The following is a 17,341-nucleotide window of genomic DNA, read 5'->3' as shown; positions in this document are numbered from 1 at the left end:
TTAATAAATATAGAATCAATAAACCATAAGGATATAAAAGACCTTTATCCCCAAAACTTCAAGAAATCAACTGACATGTAGTTCATAGGGCGGATACCTTCATTGAGCGTATGGATATCAAAGAACTGCCTGTTTCTCAGTGGTGCAAAAACACGGGTATAGATCATTTTTACCTGATTTTCTACCAATGACTTGTCTTTTGGGCGGCCCGCACGCGCCGGAACCACAGCTGTGCCGTAGTGATTGGCAAAGTCTTCCATGGACTGGTTCAGTACCGGCTCATATTTATCGGCCTTGATGACCGCTGCTTTGAGATTGTCGGGGACAATAGCCTTGGGCACACCGCCAAGGGACTCCAGGCAGCTGCTCAGTGCATAAAAAAAGTCGGGGGTCTGCTGAGATGGTACAGCGATGGCAAATGCATAGTCTGAAAAGGGGAGGCAGGCCACAAATACCTCACAGGCGACCAGCTCCCCGGTGGACCTGTCAATATAATGGAGCTTTTTTCCGGAAAAGTCAATATATAGTTTATCACCGGCGGTATGTTCAATCACCATGCTGCCCTTGCGCGAGACAAGCTGTTGCCTTAAATGATAGTTGAACTGTGGATAGCTATAACCCGTGGGATCACTTTCTATATATTCCTGCCAGAGCAGCAGCTTGGTAACTCCGGTACGCTTAAGTTCTTTTTCATAATAGTCAAGACGGCTTTTTAGGTACTCAAACTTGTCTGCCTTGTAAGCAGGATTCCCTGCGTGGAACGACTTTTCCAACAGGGGATCCTCCTGTTTAAGAAGTTCTTCCGTATTGAAACCGCCGTCGGCCATCTTTTTAAGATAGGACTTCACCGTATTCTTGCTCATACCAAGGATGCGGGCGATTGTTTTTATTCCGCTACCGCTCTGGTACAATCTGATTAATTGCTTTATCTGACTCATTCGTTTTGGTTTTCCAGCCATCAGTGATCCGAATTGTTTGATCACTAAGTAACAAAAACTACTTGCTAAGGGGTCAGCATGCTCCAGCGCAATGAACTGAAAAATGAATTAGGGGGTCAACATCAGCCAGTATGGCAGTTGAATAACAGCCTTAAACGCTATATGCATCCCTAAATCTAATTCAATTTTGAGGGGTCAGCTTGTTCAAGTATATCCAATTATCGGCTTCAACACATTACAAACTAATCTATTAAGTGCTGCTTTTTCAATTCTTCCAATATAAGGATGTCCACTGCAGACGTTCTATATCTATCTTCATATTTTATCCACTCAAATGACTCAACTTCATTAGAAGCCTTTAATGTTCCACTGAAATCGGAGAAATAGCATAACATTCGTACTAAAACACCCGGCTCGTGGCCATCAGCCTGGGCTTCAAAACTTCCAAAGAATTTCACAGTGTTTTCCAATATATGAACATTAAGCTCCTCTAAAATTTCCCTTTTAAGGCATTCTATATCTGATTCGTTGTTTTCTCTTTTTCCACCTGGAAAGTAAAGCTTGTTTTTTGATTGGGAAAGGGTGCTGAGAACACAATTGTTTTTAATATGAATCAAAGCCACCTTATCGATTATTTTATTCATCACGAGTTTTTTTAATATAACACTTAAAAATAAACAAACTCAACCATTTCATTTCGTTTTTGATTGCTTAATTCCGATATCTATCGTAACTGTAGTAGTCACTTCGGAATATGATAATTACCTTAATAGAATTATTTCCAAACATGCACAGTTCAACTCATATCATAATCAACGATTTAGTTGTTAAACAGTTAATTTATTAATACAGATTAGGACCAGTAGCGTAAAAATTGGATAAAATACAAGGTTTACTGAACCGGCAAAATTATATAAAATTGCTAAACCAAAACACAACATACCAAAAGTAAATATGCTCGTTAGCATTGCGTAATTTAGCCAGTTTTTTTTAGAAGACACCTTGAATTCTAATTTAAGCAAACTAATAATCAAAAATAAAGGGACCAACATTTCAAGAAGCCCTAAACCATATATCATCAATGGAGTACCACCGGGCAAATCTGCAACAAAGCTATTTTTAAACATCTTAACATACCGTTCGATTACCATTGGACCACCAAATAATTTGGCCCAGCCAGGAAGGCCCATAGTATAAAATAATATCAGATATAAAGGTAATAACATGAATGATCTGAAAAAAGTATTTGTCTTCGGATTGTAATGCTCAATGAAGAACAGTAAAAGATATAAAAGCATATCGAAAAAAAATAACAGCGCTGCTCCCTGTTGATTTCCTACGATCCGCATTAAAGCTCCATATAGCATTCCTGAAATAATTGCGATTAAAATTCCCCATTTCAATATTACTGGATTGTGAAAATTCTTAAATTCCATTTTCACAAAAGAGCAAAAGAAAATTAATCCACTAGAAAGCAACAAAAGACCAACAAGTCTAAAGGCCAACAAAATATTTTTTGACATATAATCTATTGGTTCTTTAGACACAATATTTTGGTACTTCAAAATTTGGGATTCTTCGGAAGTTAATAATCCGAATGCATGTGTCATCACAAAAGCACATAACGAAAATATCACGATCGAAATTCCCAACGAATTCAGATCAACGTTTATTTTTTTCATTGATTTATTTAAGATAAGTTTTACATCAATCAAAATTAAAAAGGCTCGTTCTTTTAATACTTACACTTATAGGAATAAGTATGGTAAAAATCAGAAATTAAAACTGCCTGGTTTTCCTAAATTCTGACGGTGTAATACCCGTACGGGTTTTGAAGAACTTGACAAAATAAGAAGCTTCCTTAAAACCCAATAAAAATGAAATCTCATTGATTGTCTTCGATTCAAATGTAAGCAGACGTTTTATTTCTAAGCATAATCTTTCATTCAGCCATAGTTTTGGGGAAATGCCTTCGATAACTGAGAATGCCGTTTGAAGTGTACGTGAACTAACATTAAGTTTTTCCGCATAATTATCTACACTCCAATGTTCATACAAAAATTCGTTTGCTAACGATTTGAATTCAGATACAAGAACCTGTTGTCTATTTGGAATTACCTGAATTTTACGTGGTTGATAAACTAATTCGGTAACAAGGATCATATTATATAGATAATTATGTAGAATTTGAGCTTGATTAGGATGTGTGGGCCTTTTTAATTCAGCAATGATTAAATTATACAGTGTTTCTAATTCTTGATAACGTTCGCCCACTTCAAAATAAGCAAGTTGTAAGGGATCATTAAATAGTGGTGAATGGTGTAAAAAAGCACGTTCATCTTCTGTTCTGCAAAAAAACTCTTCTGTAAATACGACTGTATTGCCATCATAAGTTTCCTTTTCATCAAAATTGTGGACCTGTCCTTTGCTGATGAAAAGAATATTTTTAGGTTTAACTGACAACGGATGAAAATCTACACAATGTTTGCCATTTCCTTCCGTAAAGAGAAAAATCATATAGAAATCTGTCCGATGAGGAAGGAATAATTGATGGGGTTTTCTACTTAATCTCTCTTTAATGGTAGTGGCATTAATTTTTTGAATTGGGTTAAAAGTGTGTAGGAAGGGATATCGTATAAGCTCGTCCATAGAGGGTCTTCATAATTATATGATAAATATAATAATTGTCTGACAGCATTGTATAGTTGCAAGAGACTGTAAAAAGAACTGTGTCAGAATAATAAATTAAGTATTATTTTAGACATAGTATTATGAACATCAACGAGAAAGAATTTGATTTTGATTCGATGAAAGCGAAGGCTCTAGAGCAACTTCGCAGCGGAGAATCCCTTTATGGCAAAAACGGCGCATTTGCCCCTTTACTTAAGAAATTTCTGGAGTCAGCCCTTGAAGCAGAGATGGAGGAACACATGGATGAATCAGAACGTTCCCGAGGCAACCGTCGTAACGGCAGGTCCAATAAACAGATACGGACATCTGATGGCACCATCGATATAGACACACCACGTGACCGTCATTCGAATTTTGAGCCGCAACTGGTCAAAAAGCGTGAGACCATCCTTGCCCAAAGCCTTGAGAAAAAGATTCTTGGCATGTATGGTCTGGGTATGAGCTTACGTGATATTTCAAGTCATATCAAGGAAATGTATGATACGAACATTAGCCACAGCACGCTTTCCTCTATAACAGACAAGATCATTCCCGAAGTTAGGGAATGGCAGTCCAGAAGTCTGGATTCCCTTTATACCATCGTCTGGATGGATGCCATGCATTATAAGGTCAGGGAAGACCACCGTTACGTTTCCCGTGCCGTATATAATATCTTGGGCATCGACAGAAACGGTCACAAACATCTTTTGGGCATGTACGTTTCCGAAAATGAGGGGGCCAACTTTTGGTTGGGTGTACTGACAGATCTTCAAAACCGTGGTGTACAGGATATTCTGATTGCCTGTATAGACAATCTTAAAGGATTTTCAGAAGCAATACAAAGTGTCTTTCCTCAGGCAGAAGTACAGACCTGCATAGTACATCAGATTCGAAACAGCTTAAAATACGTGGCAAGCAAGGATCAGAAGGAGTTTATGGGCGATCTAAAACCTATATATGCGGCAGATACACTTGATCTGGCCGTATTAAGAATGGATGAGCTTCAGGATAAATGGGGTGAAAAATACCCTGTGGTTATTGATTCATGGCGTCGTAACTGGGAGCGGTTAACAACCTATTTCCGTTATGATAAAGCAATCCGTAAGCTAATTTATACAACCAATACGATTGAAGGTTTTCATAGGCAGGTCCGCAAAGTGACAAAAACAAAAGGAGCTTTCACTTCGGACCTGGCCTTATTAAAACTTATTTATTTGGCACATAAAAATATCAGGAAGAAATGGACTATGCCCCTGTCAAACTGGGGTACTACAGCGCAAAAACTCGCGATTTGGTTTCCTGGAAGAATGGTGCTAGATTTGCAGTAAACACCACGGGCAATTCAACGATCAATAGAACTCAGAATTACCCCTTGACACAGTTTAGTTTACACTCCCAGTTGCAATGCCAATTTATCTTTAGATATCCTATACCAAAAAAGTATTTTCATCGCTCTCTATCTAGTAAAATTTATTATCATCTATTAATAGTCTTCTTCGAAATGCATTTTTATAGATTCGTTTTATATTCTTTTCAAATAACTTTAGCGAAGCAAACAATTTTTATAGTACCCCTAAACCTGTTGATCTTTTGATGAGACTTGCAAGACTATGACTTCCACTAATTGACCAGGTAACGCAAGTCCGGTTACACCCACCATAGTGCTCGCAACCATCTTAGGATCGGAATAATATTCTGTATTAAAATTCTTTCTTGCATCAAATGTTGTAGCCATATCCATAGTATAAATAACTTCTTCAACAACATGATCCATATTCATTTCGAATCTAGATAATAATTCTTTGATATTGGCATATGTTTGTTTCATCTGTTCATCCATTCCTTCCGGCAACTCCCTCTTTTCATTGTGACCAAGCTGACCCGAGATCCAAACTATATCTCCGCGGGCTATAGTACGATTGACATCTTGTTCACGGATTAAAATAACCAACTCGACAGCTATTATGCCCACTTGAACCGATTGTTTCTTTCAATAGCCTTTGGCCTGGTCTACATTTGTCTCAACAAAAAAATCAGAACAAAAATTTAAAACAAGAAACAATGAAAACAAAACTTACAACGGTTCTTTTAGCAGTATTCGCTTTAAGTATACCTACCATTGCCAGTGCTCAAAACAACAAAACAACCAGTACTGTTTCAAAAACAGATACCAGTATCCGGCCATTTAAGATCAACATTCCACAGTCAAAGCTTGACGAACTCAAACGACGTATCGCGGAAACGCGCTTTCCCGATAAAGAAACTGTGAATGATGAATCTCAAGGCATTCAATTAGCACAGTTGAAGGAACTGCTAACTTATTGGGGAAAAGGATATGACTGGCGAAAGCTTGAAAAAAAATTGAATGCTCTTCCGCAATACATAACAAAAATTGATGGTTTGGATATCCAATTTATTCATGTCCGCTCAAAAGAATCCAATGCACTTCCGGTAGTCCTTACCCATGGGTGGCCGGGCTCACCACTAGAATTCATAGATGCCATTGGCCCGCTGACTGACCCTGTAAAATATGGTGGAAAAGCGAAAGACGCGTTCGATGTGATTATCCCTGCAATTCCAGGATATGGCTTTTCGGAAATTCCCAAACAAACAGGCTGGAATCCAGACCGTGTAGCCAAAGCCTGGGATGTATTGGTAAAACGCCTTGGCTACACAAAATATGTTTCGGAAGGGGGTGACCATGGATCAGTGATCTCCGATGCACTGGCACGACAGGCTCCAGCGGGGCTTCTTGGAATACACCTTACGATGCCCGCAACAATTCCCGCTGAATTAGTAAAACCAATTAACGCTGGTGACCCAACTCCTATTGGACTTTCAGAAGACGAAGCTAAAGCATATAATGCTCTAAGTACATTCTTTGGAAGAAATGCAGCTTATGGAGGAATGATGGTTACAAGACCACAGACAACAGGTTATCTTCTGTCGGATTCTCCGAGCGCACTTGCAGCATTCTTATATGAAAAAATTGCAGAATGGACAGAAAGTGACCTACAACCAGAAAAAGTAATCCCAAGAGATGCGATACTGGATGATATTACCTTGTATTGGTTGACGAATACTGGTGCTTCCTCTTCACGATTCTATTGGGAAAATAACAACAATAATTTCAGTTCAGATCATCAAAAAACAAAGACTATAAAAGTTCCTGTGGCGATTTCCGTATTCCCACATGAAATCTACCAGGCACCTGAAAGCTGGTCAAAAGCTGCTTATCCCACAATGTATTATTATCATAAAGCTAAAAAAGGAGGACACTTTGCGGCATGGGAGCAACCTCAGATTTTTACGGAAGAGCTTAGAGCTGCATTCAAATCCCTTAGATAATATGGTTTAAGGTTTCAAAAAATTGGAAAAGGGCGTTCATTTCGCTGCTTGGGAGCAACCGGAACGCTTTACAAAAGCAATGAGAAATGTTTTCAGATCATTAAGATCAGATCTGCATAACAAAACAACTTTTTTAACAATTTAAAAGAATAAGAAAAATGAAAAAGCTAGCAATTTTAATGATCGCAGTCCTAATGATATTCTGCGGTTATTCCAAAGGCCAGACTTTCAATAGTCAGGTAACATGGGAATGTATACTCAAAAGAAAATCCACAGACGAAGGGGAAATTTCCATGAAAGCAAAAATACCCCCGGGGTGGCATATGTATGCACTGGGCAATAGCTCCAAAAGCCCCATAAAAATGAACTTTAAATTCCTGCCTGATAAATCTTATGAACTGGTAGGGGAAGTGACCCAACCCACACCACTTCGAAAGTTCGAAAAAGTATTGGGTATTCCTGTAACCTATTTCGAGAACGATGTTGAGTTTAGTCAAAGAATCAAAATAAAAGGAAAGAACGGCACGATCAGGGGGACAATTCAGTTTATGCAATGCAGCGATGAAATCTGCATTCCACCTCAAGACTTCGGTTTTGCGCTCAAAATCTTTAGTTTATAATGGACATATCAAAAATCATTATTTCATCTTTTCATCAATAAAATAAAAATCAATAGCATGAAATCGATAAAAGAGATATTATACGTCTTAAGTCTACCTTTGATCATCACACTGATCATGGCTTTCAAAGGATTTGCAGATGACCATAAATTGGAGAACATCAAAGCAAAAAATACGGATAAAAGCTTCGCCGTCGTCGAATTATTCACTTCCGAGGGTTGCTGGAGCTGTCCTCCGGCAGATGAACTGATCGCTAGGCTCGAAAAGGATAACGAAAACAAGAAACTTTTTATTCTGGCATACCACGTAGATTATTGGGATCATCAGGGATGGAAAGACCGTTTCAGCAAGGCCTGGTTCACAGAAAGACAGAAACAATATGCAACGTGGATGAACCTAAGGACGTTATACACGCCTCAGATGGTAATCAATGGCAAGACAGAAACAGTTGGCTCCGAATCCACCAAAGTATTGCGCAGCATACAATCGGCAATGCTGGAGACCCATGCGGAAAACCTGGTTGTAAAAATAGAAAAATCCGAAGGTAAATCTATTCAGATCAGCTACACGTCAAAATCAGCATCGAAAAACTCAGCAATCCTCATGGCACTTGTTCAAAAGAAAGCCTCCTCGCAGGTGTCAGCAGGTGAAAACGCAGGAAAAGCGCTATCGCATGTACAAATTGTCCGGGATCTACAGAGCCGAACACTTCGCGCCAATGACAGCTTCTCATTCAAACTTCCGGATACCAAAGAAGATTGGGAAATTATCGCTTTTGAACAGAACCAAAATACTGGAGAAATCATTGATGCGACCAGCGTAAGTTTATAGGGAAACCCTGTCCGGTCCAACGGCAGAAATGCTTTATTCAACTTTCAATATGTCCGGTTCAACGCCTTTAATCTTTTCGACTGGCTTTGTTTGCTATAATTTTATCAAAACAAAAGAGAAAATATCATGAAGCACGTAAAACAAATAAGAATATTACCCATTGTCTTACTCTGTATATTAGCAGGTTTTATAGCCTTACAGTTTTTCAATGCGCCGATCGAACAAAGGCCGGTGACCGGCCCTATGAAAAATGTACCTAAAGAGGTAACTCAGGTTTTAGAACGCTCCTGCTATGACTGTCATTCAAATGCTCAAAATCTCACTTTCTTGGATAAACTCGCTCCGATTTCCTGGATCGTCAACAAAGACATCAGGAGAGCCCGTGAAGTAATGAATTTTTCGGAATGGGACAAATTATCCGAAGCTGAGCAAAAGGGGAAATTCTACGCCATATTCAATATGGTTCGTGCCGAAAAGATGCCTCTCCCCTCCTATGCCATGACACATCCGGGAGCTAAACTCTCACAAAAAGAGATTGAGATCATTAAGCAGTTTGCTCTGTCTCTTTCAAAAAAAGACAGTTTTATTCCTGCACATTCGAGCGCTGTGGAAGCTGGTCCTAAAGTAGAGCCTTTGCCCACTGCCGTACAAGCTGTAGTTCCAGTTTCTCCCAATGGGATCAGCTACAATGCCGACTTCAAAAATTGGAAAGTGATCGGCATGAGTACACTCATTGACAACAGCATACGGGTAATCTACGGAAATGACATTGCTGTAAAAGCGATTCAGGAAGAAAATATTCATCCCTGGCCTGATGGAAGCGCAGTAGCAAAGGTAGTTTTTAAACAGACAAAAAAAGTGAATGGTGAAATTGTACCGGGTGACTTTGTGAACATGCAATACATGGTCAAAGATGGGAAAGAATATACGGAAACTGAAGGCTGGGGATTTGCAAAATTCAATGGACAGGAATTGAAACCAACAGGAAAAACAGCATTGTTCGCACAGCAGTCATGTATCAGTTGCCACAGGCAGCTTGCTGAATCAACAGGTTATCTTTTCAATGTACCACCAAAAGTAAATTCCAGGAAATTAATTGAACAATATTTAAAAACAGCTCAAAATGAAAAAAGTCCTATACATACTTCTATTCAGTAGTTTAATTTTTGGCTCATGTGCCAAAAATCCTGAATCGGAAACTGGAAAAATCCGCTTTATGTTTGACCCAGGAAGTCTGAAGTTTATTTCATCTTCATTTAATCCAAACCTACAGACCGTGTCTGCACTTTATGGCAACCAAAAGGGAATTTCAGCACTGGAAACAAAACAAGGAATTGCAGGAGTAGAACTTAAGCTCGTGACCTATAAGATGCAAGATGACCCAAATTATTTTGGAAGTAAGGTCAATGGTGAATTGTTAAGTGTCGAGGCCGTTAAAACAGATCAAATGGGAAATCTCGACTATGGAATCGAATTCGGAAAGGTTTCTTCGGATGAATCCAACAAGCAGCGCATCAGTTCGATCCTTGAATACCAGCCCCTAAAATTACCGCAGTAATTATCCAGCTTAAAAATTTAAACCCACTTAAATATTGACACAATGAACATGCAACTAAATACAATGACCAAGATGCTCACATTTTCCATCATCATGATGATGGGAGCAGGAATCTCCAGATTAAATGCACAAACGTCGTTTAATGAAAAAAAGAGCGAAACAGCAGATACGATAAATTTTGAGCAGACTAAAACTGTCCAAGCAGGGCTTCTAAACGTAGGATATGCTGAAATCGGACCAAGTAAAGGTAAGCCGGTTGTCCTTCTTCATGGATGGCCATACGACATCCACAGCTTTGAACAGTCCGCCGCTATCCTTGCCAAAAAGGGATACCGTGTACTGGTCCCTTATCTTCGGGGGTACGGAACCACAACATTTCTTTCTGCCAAAACCATGCGAAACGGGCAACAGTCTGCGGTCGCACTTGATATCATCAAATTTATGGATGCACTGAAAATTGAAAAGGCGATTATCGGTGGGTTCGACTGGGGAGCCAGAACTGCGGATATTATCGCAGCATTGTGGCCTGAACGTTGTTCGGCGTTGGTCGCGGTAAGTGGATATCTTATTGGCAGCCCCAAAGCGAACGAAAACCCGCTTCCACCAAATGCCGAATTTCTATGGTGGTATCAATATTATTTCGCCACTGAACGAGGCTATAAAGGCTACAAAGCAAATACACAGGAATTCAATAAACTGATCTGGAAAACAGCTTCACCAAAATGGAACTTTGATGACCAGACCTATAAACGTTCCTCAAAATCATTCGATAACCCTGATCATACGGATATTGTTATCCATAATTACCGTTGGCGGCTGGGATTGGCCAAAGGCGAAAAACAATACGACGAACTTGAAGACAAGCTGGCAAAAGCTCCAGATATTATTGTTCCTACGGTAACCCTTGAAGGAGATGCAAATGGGGCAGCCTTTCCGCCGCCAGCAACCTATGCATCAAAATATAAAGGTAAGTATAAGCATCATACTTTAAATGGTGGTGTTGGCCATAACCTACCTCAGGAAGCACCGGAGGCTTTCGCCAACGCGATCATTGAAGCCGACATAATGGCGCAGTAAACAATGATTATTCATCAAAACAGTATAAATAATTTTAATAACACGCTTAAAAGGCAAAAAAATTGATCATGCAACATTCAACTTACACAAAAATTTATCTTGGCGGACGCATCTTTATGTCATTATGGTTTGGCGCTAGTGGTTTCTTTGAGCTGACAAGGAGCCCGGTGGTCTGGGATATTACACTAAAACTTGGATATCCGGCACATTTCATTCATATACTAGGTATATTTAAAATTGTAGGAAGTATCATTTTCCTTATTCCAAATCGTTTCAATAGGATCAAGGAATGGATTTTTGCAGGGATGTTTTTTGACATCAGTTTTGCTTTCTTCTCAAAGATTGTAGTACTTGGCTTGCCTTCGGCAATCGATGCGATAATCGCCTTTATAGTCCTGGCCATTACGTACTACGCGTTTAACAAAATCCACTTTATTGATTACACGGAGAATTTGTCTCAAGACTAAAAAATGATTTTTTATGAGTTTTGATTTAAATAACCCATAAAAAACATAACTTCAAACAGAAAACAACCTTCATTAAAATGTTTAAACCCAAAAAGCAAATACCTTTTGAAATTTCGGGCCGTCTGATATGGATTAGTTCAATTTCATTAGGAATATTAACCTCAATCCCTAAAATTGTAGACCACCACTTTGTTCTTGCTGAAGGCATAGCCGATTTCGCTGTAACATCCGGTTTTGCCTTATTGATCTGGTATTATAACATCTATTCAATACCTGCTTATACAAAGAAAACAGGCAGTAAAAAAGTACTGTCAGGTCAGCTGTTTAGGGGATTGGGAGTGGGTTTAATACTGATGTTTTTCCTCTCTTCCATTCAATACTATATTCTATCTCACCTAAATTTCGGCCCCCAAATATTAATGTACGAGGTAAGAGGGATATTGATCAACCTAACGTTTTATATGTTTATCCATATATTATACCAGACTTATCTTAATCAACAATTCGTACGCGAACTGGAACGTTCGATGGCTGCAAATCTTGAAGCACAATATGAACTTTTAAAACAACAGGTAAATCCCCATTTTCTTTTTAATAGTCTCAACACCCTAAAATACATGGTAGAGAGCCATGATGAGCAATCTTCGGAATTTATTTTAAAACTTGCTGATTTCTACAGATTTACTCTTGGAAGTCTAAAGCTTAAAGTCCTAACATTAAAAGAAGAACTGGCCATTATGGAATCGTACGTATATCTATTGAAAGCCCGTTTTGAAGAAGGCCTTTTTGTGACACAAAGTCTTGGAAGTGATAGCTATGACACTTACATTCCTCCTTTTACCCTGCAGCTATTAGTTGAAAACTGCATCAAACATAATATTGTTTCGTTGGAGAAACCGCTTTACATTGCAATCTATCAGGAAGAAGATTATTTGGTCATTGAGAACAACCTGCAGGAAAGGAAAATTCCAGAGCCTTCCACCGGAATGGGACTCAAAAATATCAATCAACGGTACCTCCATCTTACCCAGAAAAATATTATCGTTACAGCAACAGACGAAAAATTCATCATAAAACTTCCCATATTATATGAACATCCTAATAATTGAAGACGAAATTAAAGCTGCGCGTTCACTTGAAAATCTGATATTACATTTGCAGCCAAATTCCCGGGTTCTGGCAAAGATCCAAAGTGTCGAGGGCGCTATAGACTATTTGTCCAATAACCCATCGCCAGAGCTTATTTTTATGGATATCCAGCTTTCCGATGGTATTAGCTTTGACATTTTTAAAGCTGTCAAAATCGTATGTCCAGTAATTTTTTGCACAGCTTTCGGTGAATATGCTATGGAAGCTATCAAAGAAAACGGGATTGATTATCTGCTCAAACCATTCTCGGAAGATGATCTTAAAAATGCTTTTGAGAAAGTGTATAATTTTAAAAATATCTTCCAGAAAGCCTCTGCCAATGATCTTATAGATATAATCAGTCGGATCACCGATCAAGAAAGTAAAAAAACGAGTTTCCTGGTTTTTAAAAATAATAAATACCTGACAGTCAAAACGGATGATATCGCCTATATTTACATCAACTATACCTCCCCTTCCCTTGTAACCTTTAAAGGCGAACAATATGATGTTAACCAATCTTTGGATCATTTGGGAAGCATCCTTTCCGATAAACAGTTTTTTAGACTCAACAGACAGTATCTCATCAATTTTTCTGCCGTAAAGGAAGTTGAGCATTATTTTGGAAGAAAACTCTTTGTAAAACTGACCGTTCCAACAGAAGAAAAACTTTTGATCGGCAAAGATAAAACCGCCATGTTCCTGAATTGGCTGGAAGAACGTTAGGCTAGTTAGAACGTCAGGTGTGATTATTCTGGATACGCCAACAAACACCCCTTGATATCTTGTTGAAATAGAAAGCTTTTAAACCTAGCAGGCTCCATGGCGTATGTTAGGTTTAAAAGCCTTTACCGTCACGATAATTTGTCCCGGCAATACATTCAAACAATGAACAAGCTCAAAAAAAGAATACCAATACCAAAATTAAAAACATCGTACCTAGTTGATCTATTTCACTGGAATAAGCCTATTAATTGATCTTGATAATAATCGCGTTAAACTTCTCACCGATCATTTCCAATAGGCATTAAAATGTCTTCTATAAATTTGAAGATCTACACGATATTATAAATAGATAAGCTCCAGGAACTCAAAATAGTGAAGTCATTACAAAATGATGTTTGCTGGTAATTCGAAAAGATACTTTATATTTTTTTGTTCAACTTTAGCCTGTTCTCTACTTTAAAAATTATATTCCCTGGTACTCTATAAAATCAAAATGGGCAGATCACCACTATAGTTGATCTGCCCAGAATTAAAAGTCTAAGCTGCCATTGTTTCCTATCACATTGCTCATTACTTGTTTATAAAGTCCCTTTTTATTCATTCAATAAGAACTTCAGCGTTTTCCATCGGTCCAAAATGTCCTACATTGTTAAGTGTTAGGGCATAAACCGCACCGAACAGCTGGGCTAAATAGTTCATCTTAGACAATGTCCACACAGTTTATGGTTGTTGTATGTAAATGGATAAACGTTCCTATAGACTTTAGGCGCATTAATAAGCTTTTTGATATTTAGTATATTATTGTGCCAAAAATGCGAGTGCTTTTGTTAAGAATGCTTCATGATTCTGATAAAAAGCCGCATGTCCAGAATCTGAAAACTCAACTAGTACAGCGTTCTCTAAATTTTGTTTCATATTATATGCATTTTGAACAGAAATTGGAAGATCCTTATCGCCATGAACGATTAGAACAGGTTTTTTAATGGTTTTAATTTCCTCAAGTGCATTTGCATCAGGTTGCGCCCATGCGAGTACTGCAGTAAATTGAGCGGTTGAAGTAGCATCATTTAGTGCCGGATCTCGATCAACAGTACGTAGATGTACACGGGCAAACGACGCTTTTCCTGCCGTAATGCTTGCTTGTGAATCAGTAAATCCGAATTTTAAGTAGGATTCTTCTGCGGTAAGCCCAGCAGTTCCCGCAACAATATTTGGAAGATTCGCAAGACCGATTGCTCCTTTAGGTCCACTATCAGCCAAAATAATCTTATTAACTATCGCTGGCTCTGTTAACACAATTCTTTGGGCGACAAATCCTCCCATTGAGAATCCCATGATATTTACGGTTCCAAGGTTCATTGCTTTGATAAAATCAATAGCGTCATTGGCCATTGCTTGGACTGAATTAGGAGTTGTCCCTTTGGACGAAGCTACTCCCTTGTTATCAAAAATGATTATTTTATATTGTTTTGCAAGTCCATTGGTCACCGCGGGATCCCAGTCATCCATAGAACCACCAGTTCCCGGCAATAACACTAGAGGTATTCCTCCTTCCTTACCCCAGCTGCGATAAGCAAACTCTACTCCTTTCACGCTGATAAAGTTAGTTTTTGCATTGTTATGATTTGCCGGCGACGACTCCTGTTCTGTCGGAAATTCGTTGTCATCACTACATGAAATTGCTACAGCAGAAAAAAGAGATACACATAATGCGCCTGCGATTGTAAATTTTCTAATTGTTTTCATTATTATCTTTTTTAGAATGATTATAAAGCAAACTTCGGTCAATCACACAAGCTAAATAAGGACAAAATAGTTAAACCGGGCAAATTAGCACCCGGATCGGACATTCCAGATGTTAAAGAAAACACTAAAACCCCTACTGTAAAAATTAATTGAATTGAGTTCTATATTGCTGTGGACTTTGGCTTGTTTTTAATTTAAACAATCTGCTAAAGGATTGAGGCTGTTCAAAACCTAATTCAAATGCAATTTCAGCAATACTGAGAGTTGTGGTAGATAACATATTCTTTGCCCGGTAAATCATTTTATCATGGATAATTTGCTGGGTATTTTGACCTGTAAAGTTTCGTAACAGATCACTTAAATAACTTGCTGACATATGAAGCTGGTCAGCTAGGTAATTAACGGTTGGAACTCCTCCACTTGGCCCCCTTTCACTATTGAAATAATCCTCCAGCAACTCATCGATACGGTCGGTAAGACTAGGATAGTTTTGTTTTCTGGTCAAGAATTGCCTGTTATAAAACCGTTGTGCATAGTTTAATAACAGTTCAATCTGCGATATGATCACATTATGGCTCATGTCATCTATACGGCTGTCAAGTTCATCTTCTATATCTCTGAATAGCGACAGAATGGTTTTTTTTTCCTTGGCCGAAAGGTGCAATGCTTCATTAGCAGCATAAGAGAAAAAGTGATACTGATGGATCTTTTTTGCCAACGGGTATTGCAGCAAGAAATCAGGATCTATAAGCAGTGTGATCTGTGGACTGAGTATTTCTTGTTCCACAGTTTCCTCTTTATCACTCGCTTCTATTGATGAGAGAATTTGTTGTGGAGCTACAAAAAACAAACCTCCCTCTTTAAAATCAAATTTAGTCTGACCATACATTAATTCTCCCCCGGCATCAGGTTTAAAAGCTATTTTATAATAATTCAATACGTGCGATTTATTGGGTGCACGACCTTTAAGCGGTTTGTCTACCCCATTCAACAAAACGATTAAAGGGTGCTTTGGGGGCGGAAAACCAGAGGCATCCATTACTTCAGACAGCGTATGAAATCTTTTTACGGAATGATTCGATTTTTTTGAAGCCATGTTATAAAAATTCTAGATTACAAGTTAAGCAATATTCGCTTTTCCCCACTCAAAGAAAAGCGAATAGTAGCTTGTCAAAAATATCTTAGATGGATTAATCTTGGGCCGCTTCTGAAATAGCTTTCCAAGTTTCCCATTCCTGAAGGCGTTCAGCGTAGATTTGTCGGATATGTGGCAGATCATTTTTACCCAAAAGTAATCTCAACGGTGGATTTTCTGCATCTACCACAGCAAATATAGCCTCGGGAGTGGCTGTAGGATTTCCTCGTTTCAGCTTCTGTAAATTTTCCATCAGCCTGCTTTTTAAAGCATCATACTCCGACAGTTTTTTGCTGGCTACTTTTAGCGAATCAGCACTGCCAAATTCAGTATTATAAGCTCCCGGTTCAATCAGCGTTACATTGATGCCAAATGCGGCAACTTCTTTAGATAAACTATCATAAATCGCTTCAAACGCGAATTTTGAAGAACAGTAATACCCAATAAGGGGATTACTATAAATACCAACAGCGCTGGATGTCCCCAAAATATGGCCGTAACCTTGGGCCCGCATTATAGGTAATGCTGCCTGAATCACATGGATAGGCCCTATAATATTGGTTTCGTACATCGCTTTTATCTCATCGGTACTGCCCTCTTCGATGGTTCCTACCAAAGAATATCCGGCATTATTGAACACTATATCTAATCTTCCAAAATATTCGTGGGCCTTGTTAATAGCATTTTGCACGTGTGAGGCATTGGTTACATCCAATTCAAGAATCAATACCTGATCGCCATACTTTTCTTTTAATGTGGAAATACTATTGGCATTACGCGCCGTAGCAGCGACTTTGTCTCCGCGTTTCAAAGCAGCTTCTGTCCATATTTTTCCAAATCCTCTTGATGATCCTGTAATGAACCAAACTTTTTCATTTTGTCTATTTTCCATTTTTTATCGTATTAATGATACTACAAAGCTGGTTCTAAATAAACGTACTTACGTTGCTAAAATGAGGATTATCATAACCAAAATGAGGAAAGTTAAATTTGTAAAGTATTACATCGCTTTATTCTTAAAATACCTAACTTATCATTTATAGTATAAGGAACCTTTTTACCGAATCTAAGATTCAGAAAAATTCAACTAAAATTTT

18 protein-coding genes are annotated in these 17,341 nt (G+C 38.4%); 10 read left to right on the top strand and 8 right to left on the bottom strand.

Translation table 11 applies throughout. The features are described 5' to 3' along the window. Positions 1–44 precede the first annotated feature (44 nt). From istA to D7322_RS25790, 4 genes are all read right to left on the bottom strand, one after another. Positions 45–938, bottom strand: a complete 894-nt coding sequence (gene istA / locus D7322_RS25805; protein WP_183078849.1) for an IS21 family transposase — start codon at positions 936–938, stop codon at positions 45–47. Positions 939–1,180: 242 nt separating this feature from the next. Continuing rightward, on the bottom strand, positions 1,181–1,582 hold the full coding sequence (locus tag D7322_RS25800) for an NUDIX hydrolase (protein WP_121127062.1): 402 nt from the start codon (positions 1,580–1,582) through the stop codon (positions 1,181–1,183). Between the two features lie 183 nt (positions 1,583–1,765). Next, on the bottom strand, positions 1,766–2,620 hold the full coding sequence (locus D7322_RS25795; protein ID WP_121127061.1) for a hypothetical protein: 855 nt from the start codon (positions 2,618–2,620) through the stop codon (positions 1,766–1,768). 97 nt (positions 2,621–2,717) lie between these two features. Beyond that, positions 2,718–3,587: a helix-turn-helix domain-containing protein gene (locus tag D7322_RS25790; RefSeq protein WP_121127060.1), complete on the bottom strand. Its 870-nt coding sequence runs from the start codon at positions 3,585–3,587 to the stop codon at positions 2,718–2,720. A gap of 122 nt (positions 3,588–3,709) precedes the next feature. Here D7322_RS25790 and D7322_RS25785 point away from each other — a divergent pair, with 122 nt between their 5' ends. Beyond that, positions 3,710–4,936 carry an IS256 family transposase gene (locus D7322_RS25785; RefSeq protein WP_121127059.1) on the top strand — a complete coding sequence of 409 codons (1,227 nt, stop codon included), beginning with the start codon at positions 3,710–3,712 and terminating at the stop codon, positions 4,934–4,936. Between the two features lie 245 nt (positions 4,937–5,181). On the opposite strand, the gene D7322_RS25780 is transcribed toward D7322_RS25785, so the two are convergent. Next, positions 5,182–5,580: a Rid family hydrolase gene (locus D7322_RS25780; RefSeq protein WP_220700178.1), complete on the bottom strand. Its 399-nt coding sequence runs from the start codon at positions 5,578–5,580 to the stop codon at positions 5,182–5,184. An 89-nt stretch (positions 5,581–5,669) separates the two neighbouring features. Here D7322_RS25780 and D7322_RS25775 point away from each other — a divergent pair, with 89 nt between their 5' ends. The 9 genes from D7322_RS25775 to D7322_RS25735 all read left to right on the top strand — a co-directional run bounded on the left by D7322_RS25775 (position 5,670) and on the right by D7322_RS25735 (position 13,363). After that, the gene (locus D7322_RS25775; RefSeq protein WP_121127071.1) at positions 5,670–6,956 is read left to right on the top strand and encodes an epoxide hydrolase family protein; all 1,287 of its coding nucleotides are present in this window, start codon (positions 5,670–5,672) and stop codon (positions 6,954–6,956) included. Positions 6,957–7,114: 158 nt separating this feature from the next. Continuing rightward, positions 7,115–7,576 carry a protein-disulfide reductase DsbD N-terminal domain-containing protein gene (locus D7322_RS25770; RefSeq protein WP_121127058.1) on the top strand — a complete coding sequence of 154 codons (462 nt, stop codon included), beginning with the start codon at positions 7,115–7,117 and terminating at the stop codon, positions 7,574–7,576. 57 nt (positions 7,577–7,633) lie between these two features. Then, positions 7,634–8,407, top strand: coding sequence for a DUF1223 domain-containing protein (locus D7322_RS25765; protein ID WP_121127057.1), 774 nt, complete (start codon positions 7,634–7,636; stop codon positions 8,405–8,407). A gap of 126 nt (positions 8,408–8,533) precedes the next feature. Then, complete coding sequence (locus D7322_RS25760) at positions 8,534–9,565, top strand: heme-binding domain-containing protein (RefSeq protein WP_121127056.1); 1,032 nt, start codon at positions 8,534–8,536, stop codon at positions 9,563–9,565. Then, on the top strand, positions 9,531–9,965 hold the full coding sequence (locus D7322_RS25755; RefSeq protein ID WP_121127055.1) for a hypothetical protein: 435 nt from the start codon (positions 9,531–9,533) through the stop codon (positions 9,963–9,965). The genes D7322_RS25760 and D7322_RS25755 overlap by 35 nt, the downstream gene beginning before the upstream one ends. A 42-nt stretch (positions 9,966–10,007) precedes the next feature. Further along, entirely contained in the window at positions 10,008–11,042 is a 1,035-nt protein-coding gene (locus tag D7322_RS25750; protein WP_121127054.1) for an alpha/beta fold hydrolase, read from the top strand. 68 nt (positions 11,043–11,110) lie between these two features. Beyond that, on the top strand, positions 11,111–11,509 hold the full coding sequence (locus D7322_RS25745) for a DoxX family protein (protein ID WP_121127053.1): 399 nt from the start codon (positions 11,111–11,113) through the stop codon (positions 11,507–11,509). 77 nt (positions 11,510–11,586) lie between these two features. Further along, entirely contained in the window at positions 11,587–12,618 is a 1,032-nt protein-coding gene (locus tag D7322_RS25740; RefSeq protein ID WP_121127052.1) for a sensor histidine kinase, read from the top strand. Then, positions 12,599–13,363: a LytR/AlgR family response regulator transcription factor gene (locus D7322_RS25735; RefSeq protein WP_121127051.1), complete on the top strand. Its 765-nt coding sequence runs from the start codon at positions 12,599–12,601 to the stop codon at positions 13,361–13,363. The genes D7322_RS25740 and D7322_RS25735 overlap by 20 nt, the downstream gene beginning before the upstream one ends. 798 nt (positions 13,364–14,161) lie before the next feature. Here the strand turns inward: D7322_RS25735 and D7322_RS25730 are convergent. The 3 genes from D7322_RS25730 to D7322_RS25720 all read right to left on the bottom strand — a co-directional run bounded on the left by D7322_RS25730 (position 14,162) and on the right by D7322_RS25720 (position 17,136). Continuing rightward, the gene (locus D7322_RS25730) at positions 14,162–15,109 is read right to left on the bottom strand and encodes an alpha/beta fold hydrolase (protein WP_121127050.1); all 948 of its coding nucleotides are present in this window, start codon (positions 15,107–15,109) and stop codon (positions 14,162–14,164) included. 145 nt (positions 15,110–15,254) lie between these two features. Beyond that, positions 15,255–16,205, bottom strand: a complete 951-nt coding sequence (locus D7322_RS25725; RefSeq protein ID WP_121127049.1) for a helix-turn-helix domain-containing protein — start codon at positions 16,203–16,205, stop codon at positions 15,255–15,257. 94 nt (positions 16,206–16,299) lie between these two features. Next, positions 16,300–17,136 (bottom strand): SDR family NAD(P)-dependent oxidoreductase, encoded by an 837-nt coding sequence (locus D7322_RS25720; protein ID WP_121127048.1) that lies wholly within the window; start codon positions 17,134–17,136, stop codon positions 16,300–16,302. Positions 17,137–17,341 lie beyond the last annotated feature (205 nt).

It is taken from the genome of Sphingobacterium puteale, from assembly GCF_003627955.1.
GTDB lineage: Bacteria > Bacteroidota > Bacteroidia > Sphingobacteriales > Sphingobacteriaceae > Sphingobacterium > Sphingobacterium puteale.
Note: the sequence above shows the minus strand (reverse complement) of the source record. Positions and strands in the feature narration are given on the sequence as shown.

Excerpts from the sequence above, each read along its gene's own strand:
- istA (WP_183078849.1), bottom strand. The coding sequence starts at position 938 with ATGAGTCAGATAAAGCAATTAATCAGATTGTACCAGAGCGGTAGCGGA.
- D7322_RS25800 (WP_121127062.1), bottom strand. The coding sequence starts at position 1,582 with ATGAATAAAATAATCGATAAGGTGGCTTTGATTCATATTAAAAACAAT.
- D7322_RS25795 (WP_121127061.1), bottom strand. The coding sequence starts at position 2,620 with ATGAAAAAAATAAACGTTGATCTGAATTCGTTGGGAATTTCGATCGTG.
- D7322_RS25790 (WP_121127060.1), bottom strand. The coding sequence starts at position 3,587 with ATGGACGAGCTTATACGATATCCCTTCCTACACACTTTTAACCCAATT.
- D7322_RS25785 (WP_121127059.1), top strand. The coding sequence starts at position 3,710 with ATGAACATCAACGAGAAAGAATTTGATTTTGATTCGATGAAAGCGAAG.
- D7322_RS25775 (WP_121127071.1), top strand. The coding sequence starts at position 5,670 with ATGAAAACAAAACTTACAACGGTTCTTTTAGCAGTATTCGCTTTAAGT.
- D7322_RS25770 (WP_121127058.1), top strand. The coding sequence starts at position 7,115 with ATGAAAAAGCTAGCAATTTTAATGATCGCAGTCCTAATGATATTCTGC.
- D7322_RS25765 (WP_121127057.1), top strand. The coding sequence starts at position 7,634 with ATGAAATCGATAAAAGAGATATTATACGTCTTAAGTCTACCTTTGATC.
- D7322_RS25760 (WP_121127056.1), top strand. The coding sequence starts at position 8,534 with ATGAAGCACGTAAAACAAATAAGAATATTACCCATTGTCTTACTCTGT.
- D7322_RS25755 (WP_121127055.1), top strand. The coding sequence starts at position 9,531 with ATGAAAAAAGTCCTATACATACTTCTATTCAGTAGTTTAATTTTTGGC.
- D7322_RS25750 (WP_121127054.1), top strand. The coding sequence starts at position 10,008 with ATGAACATGCAACTAAATACAATGACCAAGATGCTCACATTTTCCATC.
- D7322_RS25745 (WP_121127053.1), top strand. The coding sequence starts at position 11,111 with ATGCAACATTCAACTTACACAAAAATTTATCTTGGCGGACGCATCTTT.
- D7322_RS25740 (WP_121127052.1), top strand. The coding sequence starts at position 11,587 with ATGTTTAAACCCAAAAAGCAAATACCTTTTGAAATTTCGGGCCGTCTG.
- D7322_RS25735 (WP_121127051.1), top strand. The coding sequence starts at position 12,599 with ATGAACATCCTAATAATTGAAGACGAAATTAAAGCTGCGCGTTCACTT.
- D7322_RS25730 (WP_121127050.1), bottom strand. The coding sequence starts at position 15,109 with ATGAAAACAATTAGAAAATTTACAATCGCAGGCGCATTATGTGTATCT.
- D7322_RS25725 (WP_121127049.1), bottom strand. The coding sequence starts at position 16,205 with ATGGCTTCAAAAAAATCGAATCATTCCGTAAAAAGATTTCATACGCTG.
- D7322_RS25720 (WP_121127048.1), bottom strand. The coding sequence starts at position 17,136 with ATGGAAAATAGACAAAATGAAAAAGTTTGGTTCATTACAGGATCATCA.